20 protein-coding genes and 3 tRNA genes are annotated in these 18,378 nt (G+C 58.0%); 14 read left to right on the top strand and 9 right to left on the bottom strand.

The genetic code is table 11. The annotated features are described in order from the left end of the window. Positions 1 to 35: 35 nt before the first annotated feature. Entirely contained in the window at positions 36 to 368 is a 333-nt protein-coding gene (locus QPL94_RS17570) for a DUF3135 domain-containing protein (RefSeq protein WP_285359158.1), read from the top strand. Between the two features lie 180 nt (positions 369 to 548). Here the strand turns inward: QPL94_RS17570 and QPL94_RS17565 are convergent. After that, positions 549 to 622, bottom strand: a tRNA-Cys gene (locus QPL94_RS17565). Between the two features lie 66 nt (positions 623 to 688). Beyond that, positions 689 to 764: transfer RNA gene (locus QPL94_RS17560), tRNA-Gly, on the bottom strand. Between the two features lie 183 nt (positions 765 to 947). Here QPL94_RS17560 and QPL94_RS17555 point away from each other — a divergent pair. Genes QPL94_RS17555 through QPL94_RS17540 form a run of 4 tightly spaced genes read left to right on the top strand, consistent with a single transcriptional unit; the run spans position 948 to position 4,431 of the window. Then, positions 948 to 2,072 (top strand): MlaE family ABC transporter permease, encoded by a 1,125-nt coding sequence (locus QPL94_RS17555; protein ID WP_285359156.1) that lies wholly within the window; start codon positions 948 to 950, stop codon positions 2,070 to 2,072. Then, positions 2,069 to 2,875, top strand: a complete 807-nt coding sequence (locus QPL94_RS17550; protein ID WP_285359154.1) for an ABC transporter ATP-binding protein — start codon at positions 2,069 to 2,071, stop codon at positions 2,873 to 2,875. The genes QPL94_RS17555 and QPL94_RS17550 overlap by 4 nt, the downstream gene beginning before the upstream one ends. A gap of 18 nt (positions 2,876 to 2,893) precedes the next feature. Further along, positions 2,894 to 3,832: an MlaD family protein gene (locus tag QPL94_RS17545; RefSeq protein ID WP_285359153.1), complete on the top strand. Its 939-nt coding sequence runs from the start codon at positions 2,894 to 2,896 to the stop codon at positions 3,830 to 3,832. Beyond that, positions 3,829 to 4,431: an ABC-type transport auxiliary lipoprotein family protein gene (locus tag QPL94_RS17540; protein WP_285359151.1), complete on the top strand. Its 603-nt coding sequence runs from the start codon at positions 3,829 to 3,831 to the stop codon at positions 4,429 to 4,431. The genes QPL94_RS17545 and QPL94_RS17540 overlap by 4 nt, the downstream gene beginning before the upstream one ends. 6 nt (positions 4,432 to 4,437) lie before the next feature. Here the strand turns inward: QPL94_RS17540 and pgsA are convergent, their stop codons facing one another. The 4 genes from pgsA to QPL94_RS17520 all read right to left on the bottom strand — a co-directional run bounded on the left by pgsA (position 4,438) and on the right by QPL94_RS17520 (position 7,884). Beyond that, positions 4,438 to 4,995, bottom strand: a complete 558-nt coding sequence (gene pgsA / locus QPL94_RS17535) for a CDP-diacylglycerol--glycerol-3-phosphate 3-phosphatidyltransferase (protein ID WP_285359149.1) — start codon at positions 4,993 to 4,995, stop codon at positions 4,438 to 4,440. A 7-nt stretch (positions 4,996 to 5,002) separates the two neighbouring features. After that, on the bottom strand, positions 5,003 to 6,880 hold the full coding sequence (uvrC, locus tag QPL94_RS17530) for an excinuclease ABC subunit UvrC (protein ID WP_285359147.1): 1,878 nt from the start codon (positions 6,878 to 6,880) through the stop codon (positions 5,003 to 5,005). Beyond that, complete coding sequence (gene uvrY, locus QPL94_RS17525) at positions 6,864 to 7,529, bottom strand: UvrY/SirA/GacA family response regulator transcription factor (protein ID WP_285359145.1); 666 nt, start codon at positions 7,527 to 7,529, stop codon at positions 6,864 to 6,866. The genes uvrC and uvrY overlap by 17 nt, the downstream gene beginning before the upstream one ends. 94 nt (positions 7,530 to 7,623) lie before the next feature. Beyond that, positions 7,624 to 7,884: a YheU family protein gene (locus tag QPL94_RS17520; protein WP_285359143.1), complete on the bottom strand. Its 261-nt coding sequence runs from the start codon at positions 7,882 to 7,884 to the stop codon at positions 7,624 to 7,626. Positions 7,885 to 8,002: 118 nt separating this feature from the next. On the opposite strand from QPL94_RS17520, the gene QPL94_RS17515 reads away from it, so the two are divergent. From QPL94_RS17515 to QPL94_RS17490, 6 genes are all read left to right on the top strand, one after another. After that, positions 8,003 to 8,707, top strand: a complete 705-nt coding sequence (locus QPL94_RS17515) for an AzlC family ABC transporter permease (protein ID WP_285359141.1) — start codon at positions 8,003 to 8,005, stop codon at positions 8,705 to 8,707. Further along, positions 8,700 to 9,038, top strand: coding sequence for a branched-chain amino acid transporter permease (locus QPL94_RS17510; RefSeq protein ID WP_285359140.1), 339 nt, complete (start codon positions 8,700 to 8,702; stop codon positions 9,036 to 9,038). The genes QPL94_RS17515 and QPL94_RS17510 overlap by 8 nt, the downstream gene beginning before the upstream one ends. A gap of 3 nt (positions 9,039 to 9,041) precedes the next feature. Next, a complete protein-coding gene (locus tag QPL94_RS17505; RefSeq protein WP_285359139.1) occupies positions 9,042 to 9,641 on the top strand; it encodes a DUF938 domain-containing protein in 600 nt (199 codons plus the stop codon). Between the two features lie 30 nt (positions 9,642 to 9,671). Next, on the top strand, positions 9,672 to 9,947 hold the full coding sequence (locus tag QPL94_RS17500) for an acylphosphatase (RefSeq protein ID WP_285359138.1): 276 nt from the start codon (positions 9,672 to 9,674) through the stop codon (positions 9,945 to 9,947). An 11-nt stretch (positions 9,948 to 9,958) separates the two neighbouring features. Continuing rightward, on the top strand, positions 9,959 to 10,906 hold the full coding sequence (locus tag QPL94_RS17495) for an AEC family transporter (protein ID WP_285359137.1): 948 nt from the start codon (positions 9,959 to 9,961) through the stop codon (positions 10,904 to 10,906). A 117-nt stretch (positions 10,907 to 11,023) separates the two neighbouring features. Further along, the gene (locus tag QPL94_RS17490) at positions 11,024 to 12,040 is read left to right on the top strand and encodes a sensor domain-containing diguanylate cyclase (protein ID WP_285359136.1); all 1,017 of its coding nucleotides are present in this window, start codon (positions 11,024 to 11,026) and stop codon (positions 12,038 to 12,040) included. Positions 12,041 to 12,167: 127 nt separating this feature from the next. Here the strand turns inward: QPL94_RS17490 and QPL94_RS17485 are convergent. Together QPL94_RS17485 and QPL94_RS17480 are read right to left on the bottom strand one after the other, a co-directional pair. Continuing rightward, a tRNA-Ser gene (locus QPL94_RS17485) sits at positions 12,168 to 12,258 on the bottom strand. Between the two features lie 138 nt (positions 12,259 to 12,396). Continuing rightward, positions 12,397 to 12,603, bottom strand: a complete 207-nt coding sequence (locus QPL94_RS17480) for a DUF2905 domain-containing protein (RefSeq protein ID WP_285359134.1) — start codon at positions 12,601 to 12,603, stop codon at positions 12,397 to 12,399. Between the two features lie 147 nt (positions 12,604 to 12,750). Here QPL94_RS17480 and QPL94_RS17475 point away from each other — a divergent pair, with 147 nt between their 5' ends. From QPL94_RS17475 to QPL94_RS17465, 3 genes are all read left to right on the top strand, one after another. After that, positions 12,751 to 16,029, top strand: coding sequence for a carboxyl transferase domain-containing protein (locus QPL94_RS17475; RefSeq protein ID WP_285359132.1), 3,279 nt, complete (start codon positions 12,751 to 12,753; stop codon positions 16,027 to 16,029). A gap of 83 nt (positions 16,030 to 16,112) precedes the next feature. Further along, the gene (locus tag QPL94_RS17470; protein WP_285359131.1) at positions 16,113 to 16,643 is read left to right on the top strand and encodes an isochorismatase family protein; all 531 of its coding nucleotides are present in this window, start codon (positions 16,113 to 16,115) and stop codon (positions 16,641 to 16,643) included. A gap of 75 nt (positions 16,644 to 16,718) precedes the next feature. Then, entirely contained in the window at positions 16,719 to 17,369 is a 651-nt protein-coding gene (locus QPL94_RS17465; RefSeq protein WP_285359130.1) for a cupin domain-containing protein, read from the top strand. Between the two features lie 24 nt (positions 17,370 to 17,393). Here QPL94_RS17465 and QPL94_RS17460 read toward each other — a convergent pair whose 3' ends face one another. Beyond that, complete coding sequence (locus tag QPL94_RS17460; protein ID WP_350310649.1) at positions 17,394 to 17,840, bottom strand: lipocalin family protein; 447 nt, start codon at positions 17,838 to 17,840, stop codon at positions 17,394 to 17,396. Positions 17,841 to 18,378 lie beyond the last annotated feature (538 nt).

Below are 18,378 nucleotides of genomic sequence, written 5' to 3'. Positions count from 1 at the left end.
TAGGTGTTACTTGAATCCAGGAAAGGAGGAAGGTTATGGACATGCCTACGTTCGATGAGCTCAAGGAGCTGGCTCAGCGTGACCCGGAAGGCTTTGAGAGATTACGCGCGGAATTGATTGAAGACTGCATTCGCCGCAGTTCGGAGTGCAACCAACGTCGGCTGCGGGGCCTTCAGTTTGTGATCGAGGCCCGGCGCCGAGTAGCCAGGAATCCGATGAAGGCATTATTGGATATTCAAGGAATGATGTACGACTCACTTATCAGTCTACAACAAGCCCTGCTGGACCAGCAGGGCCGTTGTGCCTCACCGTTGCCGAAAAACGCGCGAGTGCTGCACTTTCGACCGCCCGTATCATCTGTGGATTGATGAGAGAGAGCCCCTATAAAAGTAAATCCATATAGCTATCATTGACCTGCCGAACCAGTCATTTCTGAAGCGGCGACTTTCCTCTGTGTGAAAACGTGCCTTGGCTTATTTGGATATTTTTTGGGTCAGAAACTCAACGAGCGTCGGGCGTGGTGGTCTATTGATATTAAAAAGTAAAAATGGAGGCGCGGGTCGGAATCGAACCGGCGTTAACGGAGTTGCAGTCCGCTGCATAACCACTCTGCCACCGCGCCGGTAAAAGTTCGAAGGGGATTCGACACTTTTATGCTCTCAGGTGGGCATTGAGAGACTGTGTTGATTGGAGCGGGAAACGAGATTCGAACTCGCGACCCCAACCTTGGCAAGGTTGTGCTCTACCAACTGAGCTATTCCCGCTTGGTCAACGAGGGCGTATTCTACGGATTCGGCCGTTTGCGTCAACCTCTTTTTTCAACTTTCTGTTTTGCTTCAGGTTCTTGATTATTTTTCACACAAGGAAGAGGCAGCCCGATGGTAAAATTTCAGCTAGTATCAGGGACACACCACACATTTCCCTGAACACAGGCACAGGAACCGCGGATGCCCTCACCCGGCAAGCTAGACTATCAAGCCGATCGCCTCGTCGTCACAGGCGACTGGACGCTGCCGAACTATGCCAGGCTTAGGCAGGAAGTCGGCACCGCCCTCGCCTCACGGAAAACGGCAGACCACGCCCCGGACCTGTCTTCCATTGAAGCACTGGATACGGCCGGCGCTTCGTTGCTGGCGGATCTTCTTGGCGCCCAACGATTACTGGAGCTGACCGATGATAAGTCGGGGCTTGCGCCGGAACGACGGGATCTGTTGCGCCTGGTCGGCGAGGCCCTTGCCACACCAGAGGAAGAACCGCCCCGTCAGGGGTCGGCGATTATCGCGTTCCTTGCACGGGTGGGCGAACAGGTTGCGGAATACTGGGGCCAGCAACGCCTGTTGATGGGTTTCACCGGGCAGATACTTGGAACGATGGCCGCCATCCTGCCGACACCCTGGCGTTGGCGTATGACCTCACTGGTGGCCCATATCCACCAGACCGGGCTCAATGCGCTGCCCATTGTTGCCCTGCTTACCTTTCTGGTGGGCGCGGTGGTCGCGTTTCTGGGTGCCACCGTTCTTGATGAGTTCGGCGCCACTATCTATACCGTCAACCTGGTGGCATTTTCCTTCCTGCGGGAGTTTGGCGTGTTGTTGGCGGCCATTCTGCTGGCAGGCAGAACTGCCAGCGCCTTCACGGCACAGCTCGGCTCCATGAAAGCGAATGAGGAGATCGACGCGCTGCGAACCTTCGGGCTCAGCCCGATTGAACTTCTGGTTATCCCCCGGGTTCTGGCGATGGTCATCTCCCTGCCGATACTGACTTTTGTCGGCATGATCAGTGGCATCGTCGGTGGTTCACTGGTCTGCGTATTGGTACTCGACATTTCGATCCCCCAGATCACCAACATTCTGGAAACCAAGGTCGCCGTCGTTCACTTTCTGGTCGGGCTTGGTAAAGCGCCCGTATTCGCCTTTGTTATCGCAGTGATCGGCTGTCTTGAAGGTTTCAAGGCCAGTGGCAGTGCCGAATCCGTCGGTGAGCACACCACCTCTGCCGTGGTACAGTCGATCTTTATGGTCATCCTGCTGGACTCCATAGCGGCAATTTTCTTCATGGAGATGGGTTGGTGAATCAACGGGCCTCGCAACAGGATGTGGTTATCAGGGTCCGGGAGCTATGCAACCGGTTTGGCACGAACGAGGTCCACACGAATCTGGACATGGACCTCAATCGCCGGGAAATACTGGGTGTGGTCGGTGGATCAGGCACCGGCAAGTCTGTGCTGCTGCGCAGTATTGTTGGCCTTCATCAGCCCGATTCAGGCGTCATTGAGGTCTTCGGTGAGGAGTTGCAGGCGCTCTCGCCGGACCAGCGGTCCCGGGTGGAGCGGCGCTTTGGTGTGCTGTTCCAGGGTGGCGCCCTCTTCACATCCCTGACGCTGCAGGAAAATGTTGCCCTGCCGCTGATTGAACACGCCAGGCTCTCCAGGGAAGACGCAGAGTATCTCGCCAGAATGAAGCTGGCACTGGTAGGCCTGCCTGCCAAAGCAAGCACCATGGTGCCTGCGCAGCTCTCCGGCGGTATGGTAAAACGGGCCTCACTGGCACGAGCAATCGCGCTGGACCCGGAAATTCTGTTCCTCGATGAACCCACAGCGGGGCTTGACCCCATCGGTGCAGCGGCGTTTGACCGGCTGATTGTGACGCTGCGGGACGCGCTGGGCTTCAGCGTGTTTCTGGTCACTCACGACCTGGATACGCTATACAGTACCTGTGACCGGGTGGCGGTGCTGTCAAACAAACAGGTACTGGTTGAAGGTCCGCTGGACATCGTCGAAAACACCGACGACCCCTGGATCCGCGACTATTTTCACGGGCCACGAGGCCGGGCTGCCCAACGGTCGCAGTCAGCAAGCGGCAGAGAAGTCGGATGAATCAGGAGAATTACTGAGATGGAACCCAGAGCACATCATGTCCTGATCGGGCTATTCACGCTGGTCTTCCTGGCCAGCGCATTGCTGTTTGCACTGTGGTTGGCCAAAGCCAGCACCGACCGGGAGTACGCCTGGTACGAGGTTATTTTTGATCGTGGTGTGAGCGGGCTATCCGAAGGCAGCCCGGTCAAGTACAGCGGGATTGAGGTAGGCGATGTCTACGAACTACGGCTGGACCCGGAAGATCCTCGCAATGTGCGGGCGCTCATCCGGGTCTACAGTGATGTCCCCATCAAGGAAGACACCCGGGCCGGTCTGGCGCTGACCAACATCACTGGCAGCATGAGCATTGAGCTCGAGGGTGGCAATCCGGAAAGCCGCACGCTGGAGGGTGACCGTGAGTCTCCGCCGTCCATCTACGCCGAGCCATCCGCCTTCAGTACCCTCATGGCCACCAGCGAAAAACTCTTTGCCAAGCTCGACCTGGTAATGACGAATGCCAACGCCATGGTGTCGCCAGAGAACGCCCGCCATCTAACGCGCAGCCTGGAAAACATCGAGACCATTTCGTCAGGCCTCCTGGAACAGCGGGAAGCATTGAGAAACCTGGTGACCAGTTTCGACCAGCTCAGCGGCCAGACCGAAGCCACACTGGAAACCTTCCGCCGTTTTGGCGCCACCGCCAATGCCCTGCTGGACAATGAAGGCCGGCAGCTATTCGCGACCGCACAAAGCGCCATGGACTCTCTGGAGGCTTCCACCGCCCGACTGGATGAGCTTACTGCCAGGAATGAGGGTGCTCTGGACCAGGGCATGCAGGGCGCCGCAGAACTTGCTCCCGCAATGCGGGAGTTACGCAACACCCTGCGAGGCCTCAACAGTGTGATCTACCGATTTGAAGACGACCCGTCTGGCCTGTTTCTGGGCCGCGAGCCAATCCAGGAGTTTAACCCGTGACAATCGCATTGACGCGTTTACTGATTGCCACCGTAGCGACGGTGTCGCTGGCCGGCTGCACCGTGTTCCCGGACCAACCGGCCCATCAGATTTTCCAGTTACCGGCACCGAAAGCGCCGGAGACCACCGCTGAAACCATCGATCGCACTCTACGCATATCGACACCGCTGGCAGTGGCGCCGATTGACAGCTCCCGGATTCTGGTCAAACCGACGCCCCATGAAATCCGTGCCTATCAGGGTTCACGCTGGAGCAACCGGGCGCCGGTGCTTGTTGCCGCGTATCTGCTGGAAGCCTTCCGGCGGGACGGGCGGATGGCAACGGTGGTAACCGATACCAGCGCCGTACAGAGTGACCTTACCCTGACTGGCGACCTCACCCGGTTCCAGGCCGAGTATCAGGATGGCAAACCGGTTATCCACCTGGAACTGAACCTGCAGCTGATTGACGAGCGCAGCCGGAAACCCGTTGCAAGCAAACAATTCGAGACCAGTTACGCGGCAGGTGGAGAGTCTGTCGAAAGTGTGGTGGAAGCCTTCGGACAGGCCAGCAGTGAGCTGGCCAGGCAGGTAATCAACTGGACGGTGGCTCAGATCTGAGGCGTGTCAGTCTGCTTGCTTCTCGGGAAACAGGTCTGGCCAGGCAGCCTTGAGGTAAAGAACCATTGACCAGAGGGTCAGCACGGCCGCCACATAGAGTAATACCGTTCCCACGAGGCTCCAGACCACACCTGGCGGGAACGCCAGCAACATGATAATCGCCACCATCTGTGCCGTGGTTTTGATTTTACCGATATAGGATACCGCCACACTCCCCCGGCTTCCGATTTCCGCCATCCATTCCCGCAGTGCCGAGATCACGATCTCGCGACCGATAATCACCGTGGCCGGGATGGTGAGAATAAAACTGGCATGGGACTCAATCAGCACTGTTAACGCAACCGCTACCATCAACTTGTCCGCAACCGGGTCCAGAAAGGCTCCGAAAGGAGTGCTCTGGTCCAGCTTTCTCGCCAGATACCCGTCCAGCCAGTCCGTAGCCGCAGCCAGGCCAAAAATACCGGCGCTGACAAGGTAGCTCCAGTAGGCCGGCAGGTAATAGATGATCACGAAAACCGGGATCATCAGGATGCGGGAAAGAGTGAGGATGTTGGGTAGATTCATGCTGTCCCTATTCGTCATGCAGTACTGCGTAGATGGTTTCGGCCAGGTTCCTGCTGATTCCCTGAACCTTGGACATTTCGTCGACGCTGGCCTTGCGAAGCTCCTGAATGCCACCGAAGTAACGAATCAGGTCACGGCGCCGCTTGGGCCCGACCCCCTCGATACCTTCAAGGGTAGACTGTCGGCGTTTCTTGTCACGCCTCGCCCGGTGGCCGGTAATCGCAAAGCGGTGTGACTCGTCCCGGATATGCTGGATAAGGTGCAGTGCCGGGGAGTCTGCCGGCACCCGGTACAGGTCTCCGGTCAGGGCATCAATCAACTGCTCCATGCCCGCACGCCGCGTCACACCCTTGGCCACACCGATCAGGGGAATATCCGTAACACCAAGCTCTTCAAACACTTCCCGGGCAATGTTCAACTGCCCCTTACCACCGTCAATGAACACCAGGTCCGGGCGCTTGCCCTCGCCTGCCACCATGCGCTTGTATCGACGAGTCAGTACCTGGCGCATGGCGGCATAGTCATCTCCGGCGGTAACGCCTTCGATATTGTACAGACGGTAGTCGCTCTTCAGCGGCCCATTCTCGTCGAAAACCACGCAGGATGCGACCGTGTTTTCACCATGGCTATGGCTGATATCGAAACATTCCATGCGGGACGGGGTTTCCGCCAGCTCGAGCAGGTCCCGCAGGGCCAGCAGGCGGCGGTATACCGTTTCCTTGCTGGCCAGATGTGACAGCAGGGTCTGGCGGGCATTGGTCATGGCCAGCTCAAGCCAGCGCCGGCGCTCGCCCCGCACATTCTTGCGGACCCGGGTATCGCGACCGGCGGATTCCGTCAGCGCCTGTGACAACAGTTCCTGCCCTTCCACATCCACCGGCACCAGGATATCGGGCGGTATTTCACGCCGAGTGCTGCCACCGAAGTAGTACTGGCCCAGGAACGCGCTCAACAGCTCGCCTTCCGACTGCTCGATACTGTATCGCGGGAAATAATCCTTGGTGCCCAGCACCCGGCCACCGCGCACGATAATGACCACGATACAGACCACTCCGGCATCCTGGGCAATGGCGACAACGTCCGCATCACCACCCTCACCGTCCACGCTCTGCTGTTCCTGCACGTGGCGGAGATGGTTGATCTGATCCCGGTAGGCAGCGGCTTTCTCGAACTCGAGATTCTTCGACGCTGTTTCCATGGCTGCCATCAGGTCCTGCAGGATCGCGGGATTCTTGCCTTCGAGGAACATGGTGGCGTGACGCATGTCCTCCCGGTAGTCCTCCGGCGAAATGAATTCCACACAGGGGGCCGTGCACCGGTTGATCTGATATTGCAGGCAGGGGCGCGTCCGGTTTCTGAAATAGCTTTCACTACAGGATCTTATGCGGAATATCTTCTGTAGAATGTTAAGACTTTCCTTGACCGCCCCGGAGCTTGGAAACGGCCCGTACCAGGTGCCGCCACCCTTCTTCGTACGCCCACGACGGAACGTCAGCGACGGGTAATCGTCGTGTGACGACAGGTAGATATAGGGGTAGGATTTATCGTCCCGCAGCAGGATATTGTAGGGCGGCCGCAGTGATTTGATCAGATTCTGTTCAAGCAGCAGCGCTTCGGTTTCGCTGCTGGTGATGGTCACTTCGATTGAGTTTATCCGGGAAACCAGCGCCTCGGTTTTCGGGGCCAGTCCAGACTTGCGGAAGTAACTGGTAACGCGCTTTTTGAGATTGCGGGCCTTGCCCACATACAGCACGTTGCCACTGGCGTCATACATGCGGTATACGCCAGGCCTTTCGGTCAGTTGTTTCAGGAAGCTTTTGGTGTCGAACTCCCTGTCATTCTCTGCCTCGGCAGGATCAGCTGGAGAGTCAGGCCCTGTCGGCATCGAGCAACCCGAGCCTGACCGCCATCAGCGCCAACTCAACGTCACTGGAAATTTCCAGCTTCTCGAAAATCCGATAGCGGTAGCTGTTCACGGTTTTGGGGCTGAGACAAAGCTTGTCGGAAATGTCCTGCACTTTCTGGCAGTCCACCACCATCAGGGCAATCTGCATTTCCCGCTCGGACAGCCGGTCAAAGAGCGTTAGTTCGCCATCCTCGTCCCGTGCATCACCACCCCCAAGCTGTTTGAGCGCCATCTTCTGGGCAATTTCGGGGCTGATGTAGCGCTGGCCGGAATGAGCCATGCGGATCGCCCGCACCATTTCCTTGATGTCAGCACCCTTGGTGATATAAGCCGAAGCACCGGCCTGCATAACCCGTGTGGGGTAAGGGTCATCCGCGCAGGCAGTCACGACAATGACACGAATGGCGTCATCAATACGCAGAATACGGCGCGTCGCCTCCAGCCCGCCAATACCCGGCATCCGGATATCCATCAATACGATGTCCGGGCTGTCTTTGCGCACAAAATCAATAGCATCCTCACCTGAGGAGGCTTCGCCGATGACGTCAATGTCTGGGTTGTCGGCCAGCATCCGGGTAATACCGGACCTGACCAGTTCATGGTCGTCTACAACCAATACCCTGATCAAAACTCACCTCGCACGCGGCTTAAATTGGGAATTCAGGAATTGTACCGGTTAAGGGTGCCCGGCGGTAGGTGCATCCACCAATACCGGGCCCTTGTCACACGCTTTTTCCAGGTCCGCCCAGGCTTGCCGTGTTCTCAACCGGGTCAAACCAGACCACCAGCTCCCCGCGCCGGACCGCAGTTTTCACACGCTCCCGCTCTGCCAAGGGGTTCTCGGTATCATTGAGCCCGTGATAGCGGGTGCAGTACTCGTCAACGAGCCCGTCAAGCTGATCATCCGACAGCAGTTCCGTGTCTACCACGAATTTCTCTTCCCGGGGATCCGGCTGGGGCTCATGGCCTGTTTGGTCGGTCATTTATCTGCTCTGCCTCAAACACCCGATGGTAATGGGTTTGAAGCAGATGTAGAAGGCCTGACTTCTCAACACCGGCGGGATTCTCTATCATGCCCTGCTTTCCGTTCTCCGGGGCCTTATGAATCAGTCCGTTTTCCGCCTGACACTGCCTATCCTGTTCGGCTACCTGCCTCTGGGCATGGCCTTTGGTGTGCTGTTTACCACCCAGCTGGATTACCCCTGGTGGGCGGCCCCGGCCATGGGCATCCTTATCTACGCAGGTGCCGGCCAGATTCTTGCGGTCAGCCTGCTGGCGGCTCAAGCCGGGCTGCTGGAAGTGTTCATTGCCATGTTTGTGCTGAATGCCCGCCACCTGTTCTACGGGCTGTCCCTGCTGGGCCAGTTTCATGGGGCTGGCTGGCGCAAAGCCTACCTGATCTTTGGTCTGACTGACGAAACCTATTCATTGCTGACCAGCCGCGCACGGTCGGCGGACAGACATCACGAGCAGGCGGTGGATTTTCGCATCACGTTCTTTAACCAGTGCTACTGGGTCGTAGGCTGTGCCCTAGGGGCGCTTCTGGGTGCCAACGTGGCGTTCAACAGCAGCGGTATCGAATTCGCGCTGGTGGCACTGTTCATCGTCCTCACCATCGAACAGTACAAGGCGCTTGCGGATGCCTTTCCGGTGATCGCCGGGGCTGCCGCTGCAGCACTCGCCATTCTTGTGCTGCCTGAGGCCCATCAACTGATCGGAGCCATCGTGGTGGTCAGCGTGGTATTGCTGGTGCAGTATCGCAGGCTTCGCCAAGGCGCGGGTACGGAGGGTGCCGGCAATGGCTGATATCGGGTATCTGGCAGGATTTATCGCGGTGGCAGCGGTTGCCACCTTCCTGACCCGGGTGATTCCGTTCCTGTTCTTCCAGAGGCACACGGAACACCCACTCGTCAGGCACCTTGGCCGCTATCTGCCGGCAGCGGTCATGGCGCTGCTGGCAACTGTGTTTCTTCAGCGCTCCGCCACATGGAACAGTTCTCTGCCGGGGCTGGATGCGTTGTTACCCGCCATTCTGGTAGTCGTCATTCACCTTTGGCGCCGCAACGCGCTTTTATCCATCGCCTCTGGCACCATAGCCTATATGGCGATACTGCAACTGGACCTGATACAGGTGTAAATTATGGCGCTCGACAAGCCTTTCTCCCAGGCCTGCGAAAACAACAAGCAGCCTATTCTCGATTGCATCAGGGAGACGTTCACCAGCCCGGGCACAATACTGGAAATCGGCACCGGTACCGGCCAGCATGCGGTTCATTTCGCATCGGCACTGCCCCATCTGGTGTGGCAGCCCAGCGACCGTCCTGGCGCAAGCCACCACTGCCTTGGCTGGATCAGGGATTCCGCCCTTGCCAACATCCGGCCGCCGGTAGAGCTGGATGTAGCGTCAGGAAGCTGGCCAGCAGACACCATCGATGGCGCCTACTCGGCAAACACCGCTCACATCATGGCATGGGAAGAAGTCGAGGCGATGTTCTCCGGCCTCGCCAAGCGAATGAACACAGGGGCCCCGTTTTGCCTTTACGGCCCGTTCAGCTACGGTGGAACGCATACCAGCGACAGCAATCGTCAGTTTGATCGGCACCTTCGCACCCAGGCACCACACATGGGCATCCGCGATATGGATGACCTGCTGAAACTGTCTGATCGGACGGGTTTCCGGCTCGAAAGTGATAACCCATTGCCGGCCAACAATCGATTGCTGGTGTGGCGTAAACTGTAAATAGTCATGGGATAAAGGGAGGATCAGGCCATGAGCCATCAGAGACTGTCAATGCTGATCAGCGGCAAGGTGCAGGGCGTTTTTTACCGCGCCTCCGCAGCTGAAAAAGCCTCCGGACTTGGCGTGACGGGCTACGCGAAAAATCTGCCTGACGGACGTGTGGAACTGGTAGCCGAGGGACCGCCGTCAGCACTGGATTCCCTCAGACAATGGTGTAAGGACGGCCCGCCTGCAGCAGACGTAGACAGGGTCGACGCCACCGAAAGCCCGGCTACTGGTGAATTCACCAGCTTCGAGACCCGGTAACCACCGACAGGATGGCGCTCCTCGACACCTTTCTACATACCCTTGAGATCACCCTGCCGGTATTCGCCATGGTGTTTATCGGCCTGGGACTCAGGCGCCTGGGCTGGATAGACGCCACTTTCATCAATACCGCTTCCGCGCTGGTATTCCGCGCCACGCTGCCCACGCTGGTGTTCCTGAGCATTGTGCGTGCCGATCTGGATACCACCCTCAACGCGGCTTTATTGGGTTTTTTCGTAATGGCCACGCTGGCCAGCTTCCTGTTCAGCTGGCTCTGGTCCCTGCGGGCTGTGCCGCTGGCGGACCGTGGCGTGTACGTTCAGGGCGCGTTCCGGGGTAACTGCGGCATTGTCGGCCTGGCCCTGGCGGCCAGTCTCTATGGCGATTACGGCCTGTCTGCCGGGGGGCTCCTGCTCGGCGTGGTGATCATTTCCTACAACACCCTGTCGGTGATTGTGCTGACCACCTACCAGCCAGGACAGGCTGCCAGCTGGGGGCGCATCCTGGGGGACATCCTCCGCAATCCCCTGATCCTCGCAGTGGTGGTTGCCGTTCCGTTCGCCTGGTCCGGCCTGGGCTTGCCAGCCTGGCTGATGACGACAGGTGACTATTTCGCCTCCCTCACCCTGCCCCTGGCATTGATGTGCATTGGCGGCACGCTGTCCCTGAGCGCCATGCGCAACGACCGCAAACTGGCCATCAGCGCCAGTGTTCTGAAGATGATTACCCTGCCCGTGCTGTGCACACTGGCGGCCTGGCTGGCCGGATTCGAGGGCCGGGAGCTCGGGCTGATGTTCCTGTTCTTTGCCAGCCCCACAGCGGCGGCCAGTTTTGTGATGGTCAAGGCACTGGGCGGCAATGATCGCCTGGCCGCTAACATCGTGGCACTGACCACTCTTATGGCAAGTGTGACGGTAACCATCGGCGTCTTTGTGCTGCGGACCGCAGGCATTGCCTGACGGGCTATGGCCTCACCTCACAATGCATCTCTTATAAATTGTATTTACAATGCGACATAAGGTTAGAGAACTGATCGAGGCCATAGGCTGTAATTCGAACGGCACAGAGTAGTAGTAATGAACAACGTTTTGAACAAACTGGCAGTCGCTGTCTCTGAAGATGATGACCTGGAGACGCTGGTCCAGTCACTACTGGAACTACTGGAGACGGTTACAGGGCTGGAATCCACGTATCTGACACATATTGATAAGGCCACCGGTGTCCAGAGAATCGTGTTTGCCCGCAACAGCAGAGAGCTTTGTATACCGGAAGGGCTGACGGTTCCCTGGGGTGACACCCTTTGCAAGCGTGCCATTGATGAAGGACAGATGTACTCAGACAACGTCAGACACCTGTGGGGAGACTCAGAGGCCGCAAAAGCTCTGGGGCTCACGACGTACATCAGTGAACCGGTGCACATTGGCGACAATGAACTGTACGGCACCCTGTGCGGCGCCAGCAGACAGAAAGTGCAGGTATCGAAGGACGCACAGCGGTTGCTCGCCATGTTCAGCCGTCTCATCGCTCGCCAACTGGAAAGGGATCAGTTGCTTGCAACGCTCAGGCGCGAACACATAACACTCCAGGAGTTCGCCCTCTCCGATCCGCTCACCGGTATTCCCAACCGGCGCGCGATGGACGCCGAGCTCAAACGGTCACTGGCTAACGCAGACCGGGCCAACAGCCTCATCCACCTGGCTTTCATTGATCTGGATGGCTTCAAGTCCATTAACGATAACTACGGGCACGATGCCGGTGACCGGTTCCTGATTGAGATGGCGAAAAGAATCAAAGCCGGCCTTCGCGAAGGCGATTTCATTGCGCGTATCGGAGGTGATGAGTTTGTAGTGTTCGGTAGCGCCTTTTCAGGCGATTACGAAGGAAGCCGAAGGGCAATTCGGGAACGGCTTGAGGATCTGAGCAAAGGAACTTTTTACCTCGGCACTGCCAACATTGACTATGGAGGGGGCAGTGTTGGAGTCGTGACGTCAGAACCCGGGATGAAAAATCCAGAAGCGTTGTTGGCTCGAGCGGATGAGGCAATGTATCTGGTGAAGAAGGCACGGCGAAAGGACACTGCTGGCAGGAAATAGACTGAGGGATTATTCGGCACTCCGTGCCTCAGCCTGCTTTGCAGGCTTCGGTCGAACCCGCGAGGGTTCTTCTTACCCTACCAATCGGCCAATAAAAAACCCCAGCATTTCTGCTGGGGTTTGATATTGGCGGAGAGGGAGGGATTCGAACCCTCGAAACGCTATTAACGTTTACACACTTTCCAGGCGTGCGCCTTCAGCCACTCGGCCACCTCTCCAATACTCTTTAAATAAACCGTTCCAAATCAGCAACGTCGTCGCTCATTTGAGGGCGCAAACTCTAATGGTTTTATGCCGGTTTGGCAACTCCAATTTTTAAATCCTTTGACCAGCAGCCTGCTCAAGTCCGGCACTGGTTAACGATTGAACAGATTCAGCAGGATCGTCAGCACAATGCTGATCAGGACCATTGAGGTAATGGGTATGAACAGCTGGCTTCTGTCAGAGCGGACATTGATGTCCCCCGGAAGTTTGCCAAACCAGTGAAACAGCCACGGTGCGAAGTGGACCAGCAGGCCCAGGATCACCAGTGCAATGCCTGCAATAATCAACCAGCGTGACATATAGGGCCCCGTGTTCAGGAATGAGTCGTTTCAGCAATCAATCCGGCTAATGGTCAGCGATAAGTAAAGATCACTTCAACCCCTGATGCGGTCGTTCTAGGCTATTGTGTTGGTTCATACATTATTTCAAGAGGATACCCTGGCCCCATGCCCTTTCAGCGCCTGTTGATTGCCAATCGTGGTGAAATTGCTGTCCGTGTTGCGCGCGCAGCGGCCGAGCTGGAGATACCCACCGTTGCGGTTTATGCACGGGATGACAGCCAGTCGCTGCATCTGCGGAAGGCCGATGTTGCGGTAGCCCTGGACGGGACCGGGCCGGCCGCTTATCTGGACGGGGACCAACTGATCCGCGTTGCAAAAGAGTATGGCTGTGATGCCATTCATCCGGGCTACGGTTTCCTCAGTGAAAGTGCCGGCTTCGCAAGGCTGTGTGAGGCGGCTGGAATCTTTTTTATCGGTCCCTCACCGGCGGTGCTGGATGTGTTTGGTGACAAGGCAAGTGCCCGCCAGTTGGCCAAAAAACATGGGGTGCCGCTGATTCACGGCACCAATGAGCCCACCAGCCTGGAGTCCGCCAAGTCCTTTATGGAATCACTGGGGGAAGGCGGTGCCGTTATGCTCAAGGCCATCGCCGGGGGTGGCGGCCGGGGCATGAGGCCGGTGCATTCACTGGAAGCCCTGGAATCCGCGTTCCATCGCTGCCAGTCCGAAGCCGCCACCGCCTTCGGTAACGGCGACCTGTATATCGAGCAGTTGATTCCCGAGGCCCGACATATTGAAGTTCAGATTATCGGTGATGGCACGGACGTCACCCACCTGTGGGAACGGGACTGCACCCTGCAAAGGCGCAATCAGAAAGTCATAGAAATGGCGCCAGCTCCCGGCCTCGCCGGGGAGCTGCGCGATCAGTTGTTGGCCGACGCGGAGATGCTGACCCGCGCAGTCGGCTATCGCGGACTCTGTACCATCGAGTTCCTGGTGGATACACGAACCGGCCAGTACGTATTCCTGGAAGCCAATCCCCGTGTGCAGGTCGAGCACACGATCACCGAAGCCATTACCGGGCTGGATCTGGTGCAACTCCAGATCCGCGTTGCTGCCGGCGTGACCCTCGCTGAGGCCGGACTTGCCAGCGCACCGGCACCCCGGGGCCAGGCGATTCAGCTGCGGATCAACCTCGAAACCATGGCAAGTGATGGCAGTGCCAGACCCGCGGGTGGGCGAATAGAAGCCTACGAACCATCCAGCGGCCCGGGCATAAGGGTCGACGGGTATGGCTACAGCGGTTACAGCACCAGCCCGGCCTATGATTCCCTGCTGGCGAAACTGATTGTCCATTCCGAGGGGGATTATCCCGCCCTGCTCCGTCGCGCCTATCGTGCTCTGTGCGAGTTCCGCCTCGAGGGCGTTCCCAGTAATATCCCGTTCCTGCAGAACCTGCTTCAACACAACCAGGTCCAGCTGAACAACCTGACGACCCGGTTTATCGACACCCATGCGAAGGAACTGCTACCAGATGAGGCCGCCTCTCATCCCGATCTGTACTTTCGTGAAACAGGCCCGGCCGAACCAGCCGAATCAGCCATGCCCGCCGGGCCGGAGGGTTCGGATCCGATAACATCTCCGGCCCAGGGCATTGTGGTCAGTATCGACGTGGAAAACGGACAGCTCGTTGTTGAGGGACAACAGGTTGCCGTGCTGGAAGCCATGAAAATGGAGTTCGTTATCCGGGCCGGGCAAAGCGGGCGTGTGGTTGCGCTTGCTGCCTCCGCTGGCGATGCTGTTTACGAAGACCATCCCCTGCTGTTTATCGAGCCGGAGGAGGTCACCGCGACGGAAATTGCCACGGAAGAATCCGTGGATCTCGACCACATCCGTCAGGATCTGCATCAGGTTCTTGCAATCCACGACCAGCTTACCGATGAAAACCGGCCCCACGCTGTGGCAAAACGCCGTAAAACCGGCCAGAGAACCGCCCGCGAGAACCTGGCGGACCTGCTGGATGATGGCAGTTTCATGGAATACGGTGCCCTGGCCCTTGCTGCCCAGAGTACCCGCCGCAGCCCTGAGGAGTTGCAGGCCCTCAGCCCGGCGGACGGGCTGGTCGCCGGTACCGGCACGGTCAACGGTCAACAGTTCGGCCCTGAAGTGGCACGGTGCATGGCCATGAGCTACGACTACACCGTATTCGCCGGCACCCAGGGTGTTATGAACCACAAGAAAACCGACCGCATGCTGGAGCTGGCGGAAAAGCAGCGACTACCCCTGGTGTTTTTCACCGAAGGCGGAGGTGGGCGACCCGGCGATGTGGACTGGGTAGGCGTGGCGGGGCTGGATTGCACCACCTTTATGCGCATGGCCCGGCTCAGCGGGGCTGTGCCACTGATCGGTATTGCCTCCGGCCGCTGTTTCGCGGGCAACGCGGCCCTGCTCGGGTGTTGCGACGTCATTATCGCCACCGAAAATGCCACCATCGGCATGGCCGGCCCGGCAATGATTGAGGGCGGCGGACTGGGTCGATTCATGCCCGAGGAAGTCGGCCCGGTCTCAACCCAAAGCCGTAACGGTGTGGTTGATATCGTCGCCCGGGACGAGGCAGATGCCACCCGAATCGCCAAACAATACCTGGCCTGTTTCCAGGGTGACATTACCCCCGGTGAAGCCATGGACCAGCGCAAGCTGCGGCACCTTATTCCCGAAAACCGCCTGCGTGTCTACGACATCCGCACAGTGGTCGACACCCTGGCAGACCGGGGCTCAGTGATTGAACTGCGCAAACACTTCGCACCAGGGATGATTACCGCACTGGTTCGCATCCACGGCAAGGCTTTCGGGTTGATCGCCAACAACCCCATGCATCTGGGTGGCGCCATTGACGCTGGCGCCGCAGACAAGGCCGCCCGTTTCATGCAGCTGTGCGATGCCCACGGCTTGCCCCTGCTCTCCCTGTGCGACACGCCTGGCTTCATGGTGGGCCCCGAAGCCGAAAAACAGGCGACCGTGCGCCATGTGTCACGCATGTTCGTCACCGCCGCCAGCATGACCGTACCCTTCTTCACCGTGGTGTTGCGCAAGGGCTACGGCCTGGGCGCCCAGGCTATGGCCGCTGGCAGTTTCCATGCCCCGATGTTTACCATCGGCTGGCCCAGCAGTGAATTCGGGGCCATGGGTCTGGAGGGAGCCGTTCGTCTGGGCTTTGCCAGGGAGCTGGCGGCCGTCGAGAACGAGGAGAAGCGCAAAGCCCTGTTCGACAAACTCGTAGGACAACTCTACGAGCGTGGCAAAGGGGTCAGTATGGCAAGCTTCCTGGAGATCGATGCAGTGATTGATCCTGCCGATACCCGGGACTGGCTGATCAGGGGCCTCAACGCTGTTGATCCGGAATCTTTGCGCGGCCTTGCCCGGCCGATGATTGATACCTGGTAGTCGAGCAGCCGCAGTAACCATTTGCAGGTTTGTGCGATACTGGGAAAAGACCATAACCCGGCTGCCTCGGGAAGGAGACTGTTATGCTGATGAACGCCGAACAATCAACACTGGTGCTGATAGACCTTCAGAAAAAGCTGATGCCCGTGATCAGCCATGGCGACTCGGTATTGACCGAAAGTGCCAGGCTCGCCCGTATCGCCAGGCTTATGGACGTGCCCGTTATTGCCACGGAACAGATTCCGGAAAAGCTGGGACACAACGATGACGAAATTGCCGGGCTCGCCGACCAGACCGTAACCAAGATTCACTTCGATGCCTGCGGTGGCGGTTTGGTGAACGCCATCCCCGCTGACCGGAAACAGATCATCATTGGTGGTTGCGAGGCCCACGTCTGCATGCTGCAAACTGCCCTGTCACTGTTGGCCGCCGGTTTCGGCGTATGGGTGGTGGAGAACGCAACCGGCTCCCGTCATGACAACGACCGGGACGCGGCCCTGGAGCGCCTGCAGCAGGCAGGGGCCACCATTGTTACCGTGGAAATGGTCGCCTTCGAGTGGATGCAACACTGTGAACACCCAGCCTTCCGTGAGGTTCAGAAGCTGATCAAATAGAGGCCGGGGCTGGAAATACATCCGGCACCGGACACTCGTCGTAGACAATGGCTCATATGTTTGACCGGAGTTCCTATGCTCAACATGGATTTCAACCAGAGAATCGTCATCCAGAGCGCCAGCCAGGAGTGGATTCCCAGCCCGGCCGGTGGGGTGCTCCGTAAACCCCTGGCGCGTGAGGAAGCGGAACGTGGCCACGCCACCAGCATTGTCCGGTATGAGCCAGGCGCCAGTTTCAAGCGCCATGAACACCCCCTGGGTGAAGAAATTCTGGTTCTTGAGGGCGTGTTCTCTGATGAGACGGGTGATTATGGCAAAGGGTTTTACCTGCGCAACCCACCCGGCAGCGGCCATGCCCCGTTCAGCGAGGAAGGCTGCGTTCTGTTTGTGAAGCTCCATCAGTTCGATGAGCGCGACACCGCCACCGTACGCATCGACACCAACACCGCCGAGTGGTTGCCAGGCATTGGTGGCCTCGAGGTGATGCCCCTGCATGAGTTCGAACACGAGCACGTGGCGCTGGTGAAGTGGCCTGCAAAGGAAAAGTTCCAGCCCCACCGGCACTTCGGTGGCGAGGAGATACTGGTGCTATCGGGCGAGTTCTGTGACGAGAACGGACGCTACCCCGCCGGTACCTGGATGCGAAGCCCGCATATGAGCCAGCATCACCCCTTTGTCGACGAAGAAACGGTGATCTGGGTGAAAACCGGCCACCTTCCCGTCTGATTGCTGACGGTGCCCTGGAGGGTTTTACCGGTTGCGGCTCTGATCCACAACAATCAGCTCTTCAAGATCGAAGCCTTTTTCTGTCGCCACCGTTCTGAATTCCGCCAGGGCCTCGTCGCTCACGCTGGGCGTCTTGGACAGAAACCAGAGATAATCCCGGTCGTACCCGGTGATGTAGGCGTAGCGGTAGTCCTCATCGAGCTCGAACACCACGTAAGATGCGTAAAAAGGGCCGAAAAACGAGACTTTCAGGTGCCCGTTGTTCTCCTCATCCACAAACACGGCGCGGCCTTCAGCGTCCTCCCACTTCTCGTCCTCCTCCGAATAACCCCGATTGATCACGCGGATGCTGCCATCGTCCTGAAGTGAATAGTCAGCCGTTACGTTGGACAAGCCTTCTTCAAAAGAATGATCCAGGCGCGCGATTTCATACCAGGTGCCCTTATAGCGCTCTACATCCAGATGACTCACCGGTTCAATTCCATCGGGTACTCCGGTGCATCCAGCGACCAGGAGAACAGCCGAAATGATCAAGCACTTTGACACAGGCATAAAGGGGTTTCCTGAAGGAGGTAAAAGCCGGATTCTGCCGCCCGTTCCGGCCAACCTGAAAATTTACGTTTACGTAAAGTAGAGCTATCTGATTGTTACCGTTAAACTTTTCAAATTCACTGAAAAATGTGTGATTTCCAACCATTGACGATGGTGGAAAAGCTATCTAGTCTTTTTTCCGTCGGGCCCCAAAAGGGCCCCACCCGATGAAATCATGCCTGCCGGCCAACCCGCCGGGGCACAACAACAAAACGACCACGAACGCCGTGATCCGGCCTGGTGGAAGAGGATTTCAGTATGTCACCGGTAAATCAGTCCCTGATGATGGGCTTTCCTGCCCGTATCCTGCAACTCCCGATTACATCCTTCTTTACGCGTCCTGCTTTTGCTTCACGATCGAGTCGATCGAACCTGCTGCCAAGTGCCCTCTTTGCGCGATTAGCGCAGCCTCAATCTG

It is taken from the genome of Marinobacter sp. SS13-12, assembly GCF_030227115.1.
Classification (GTDB): domain Bacteria; phylum Pseudomonadota; class Gammaproteobacteria; order Pseudomonadales; family Oleiphilaceae; genus Marinobacter.
Note: the sequence above shows the minus strand (reverse complement) of the source record. Positions and strands in the feature narration are given on the sequence as shown.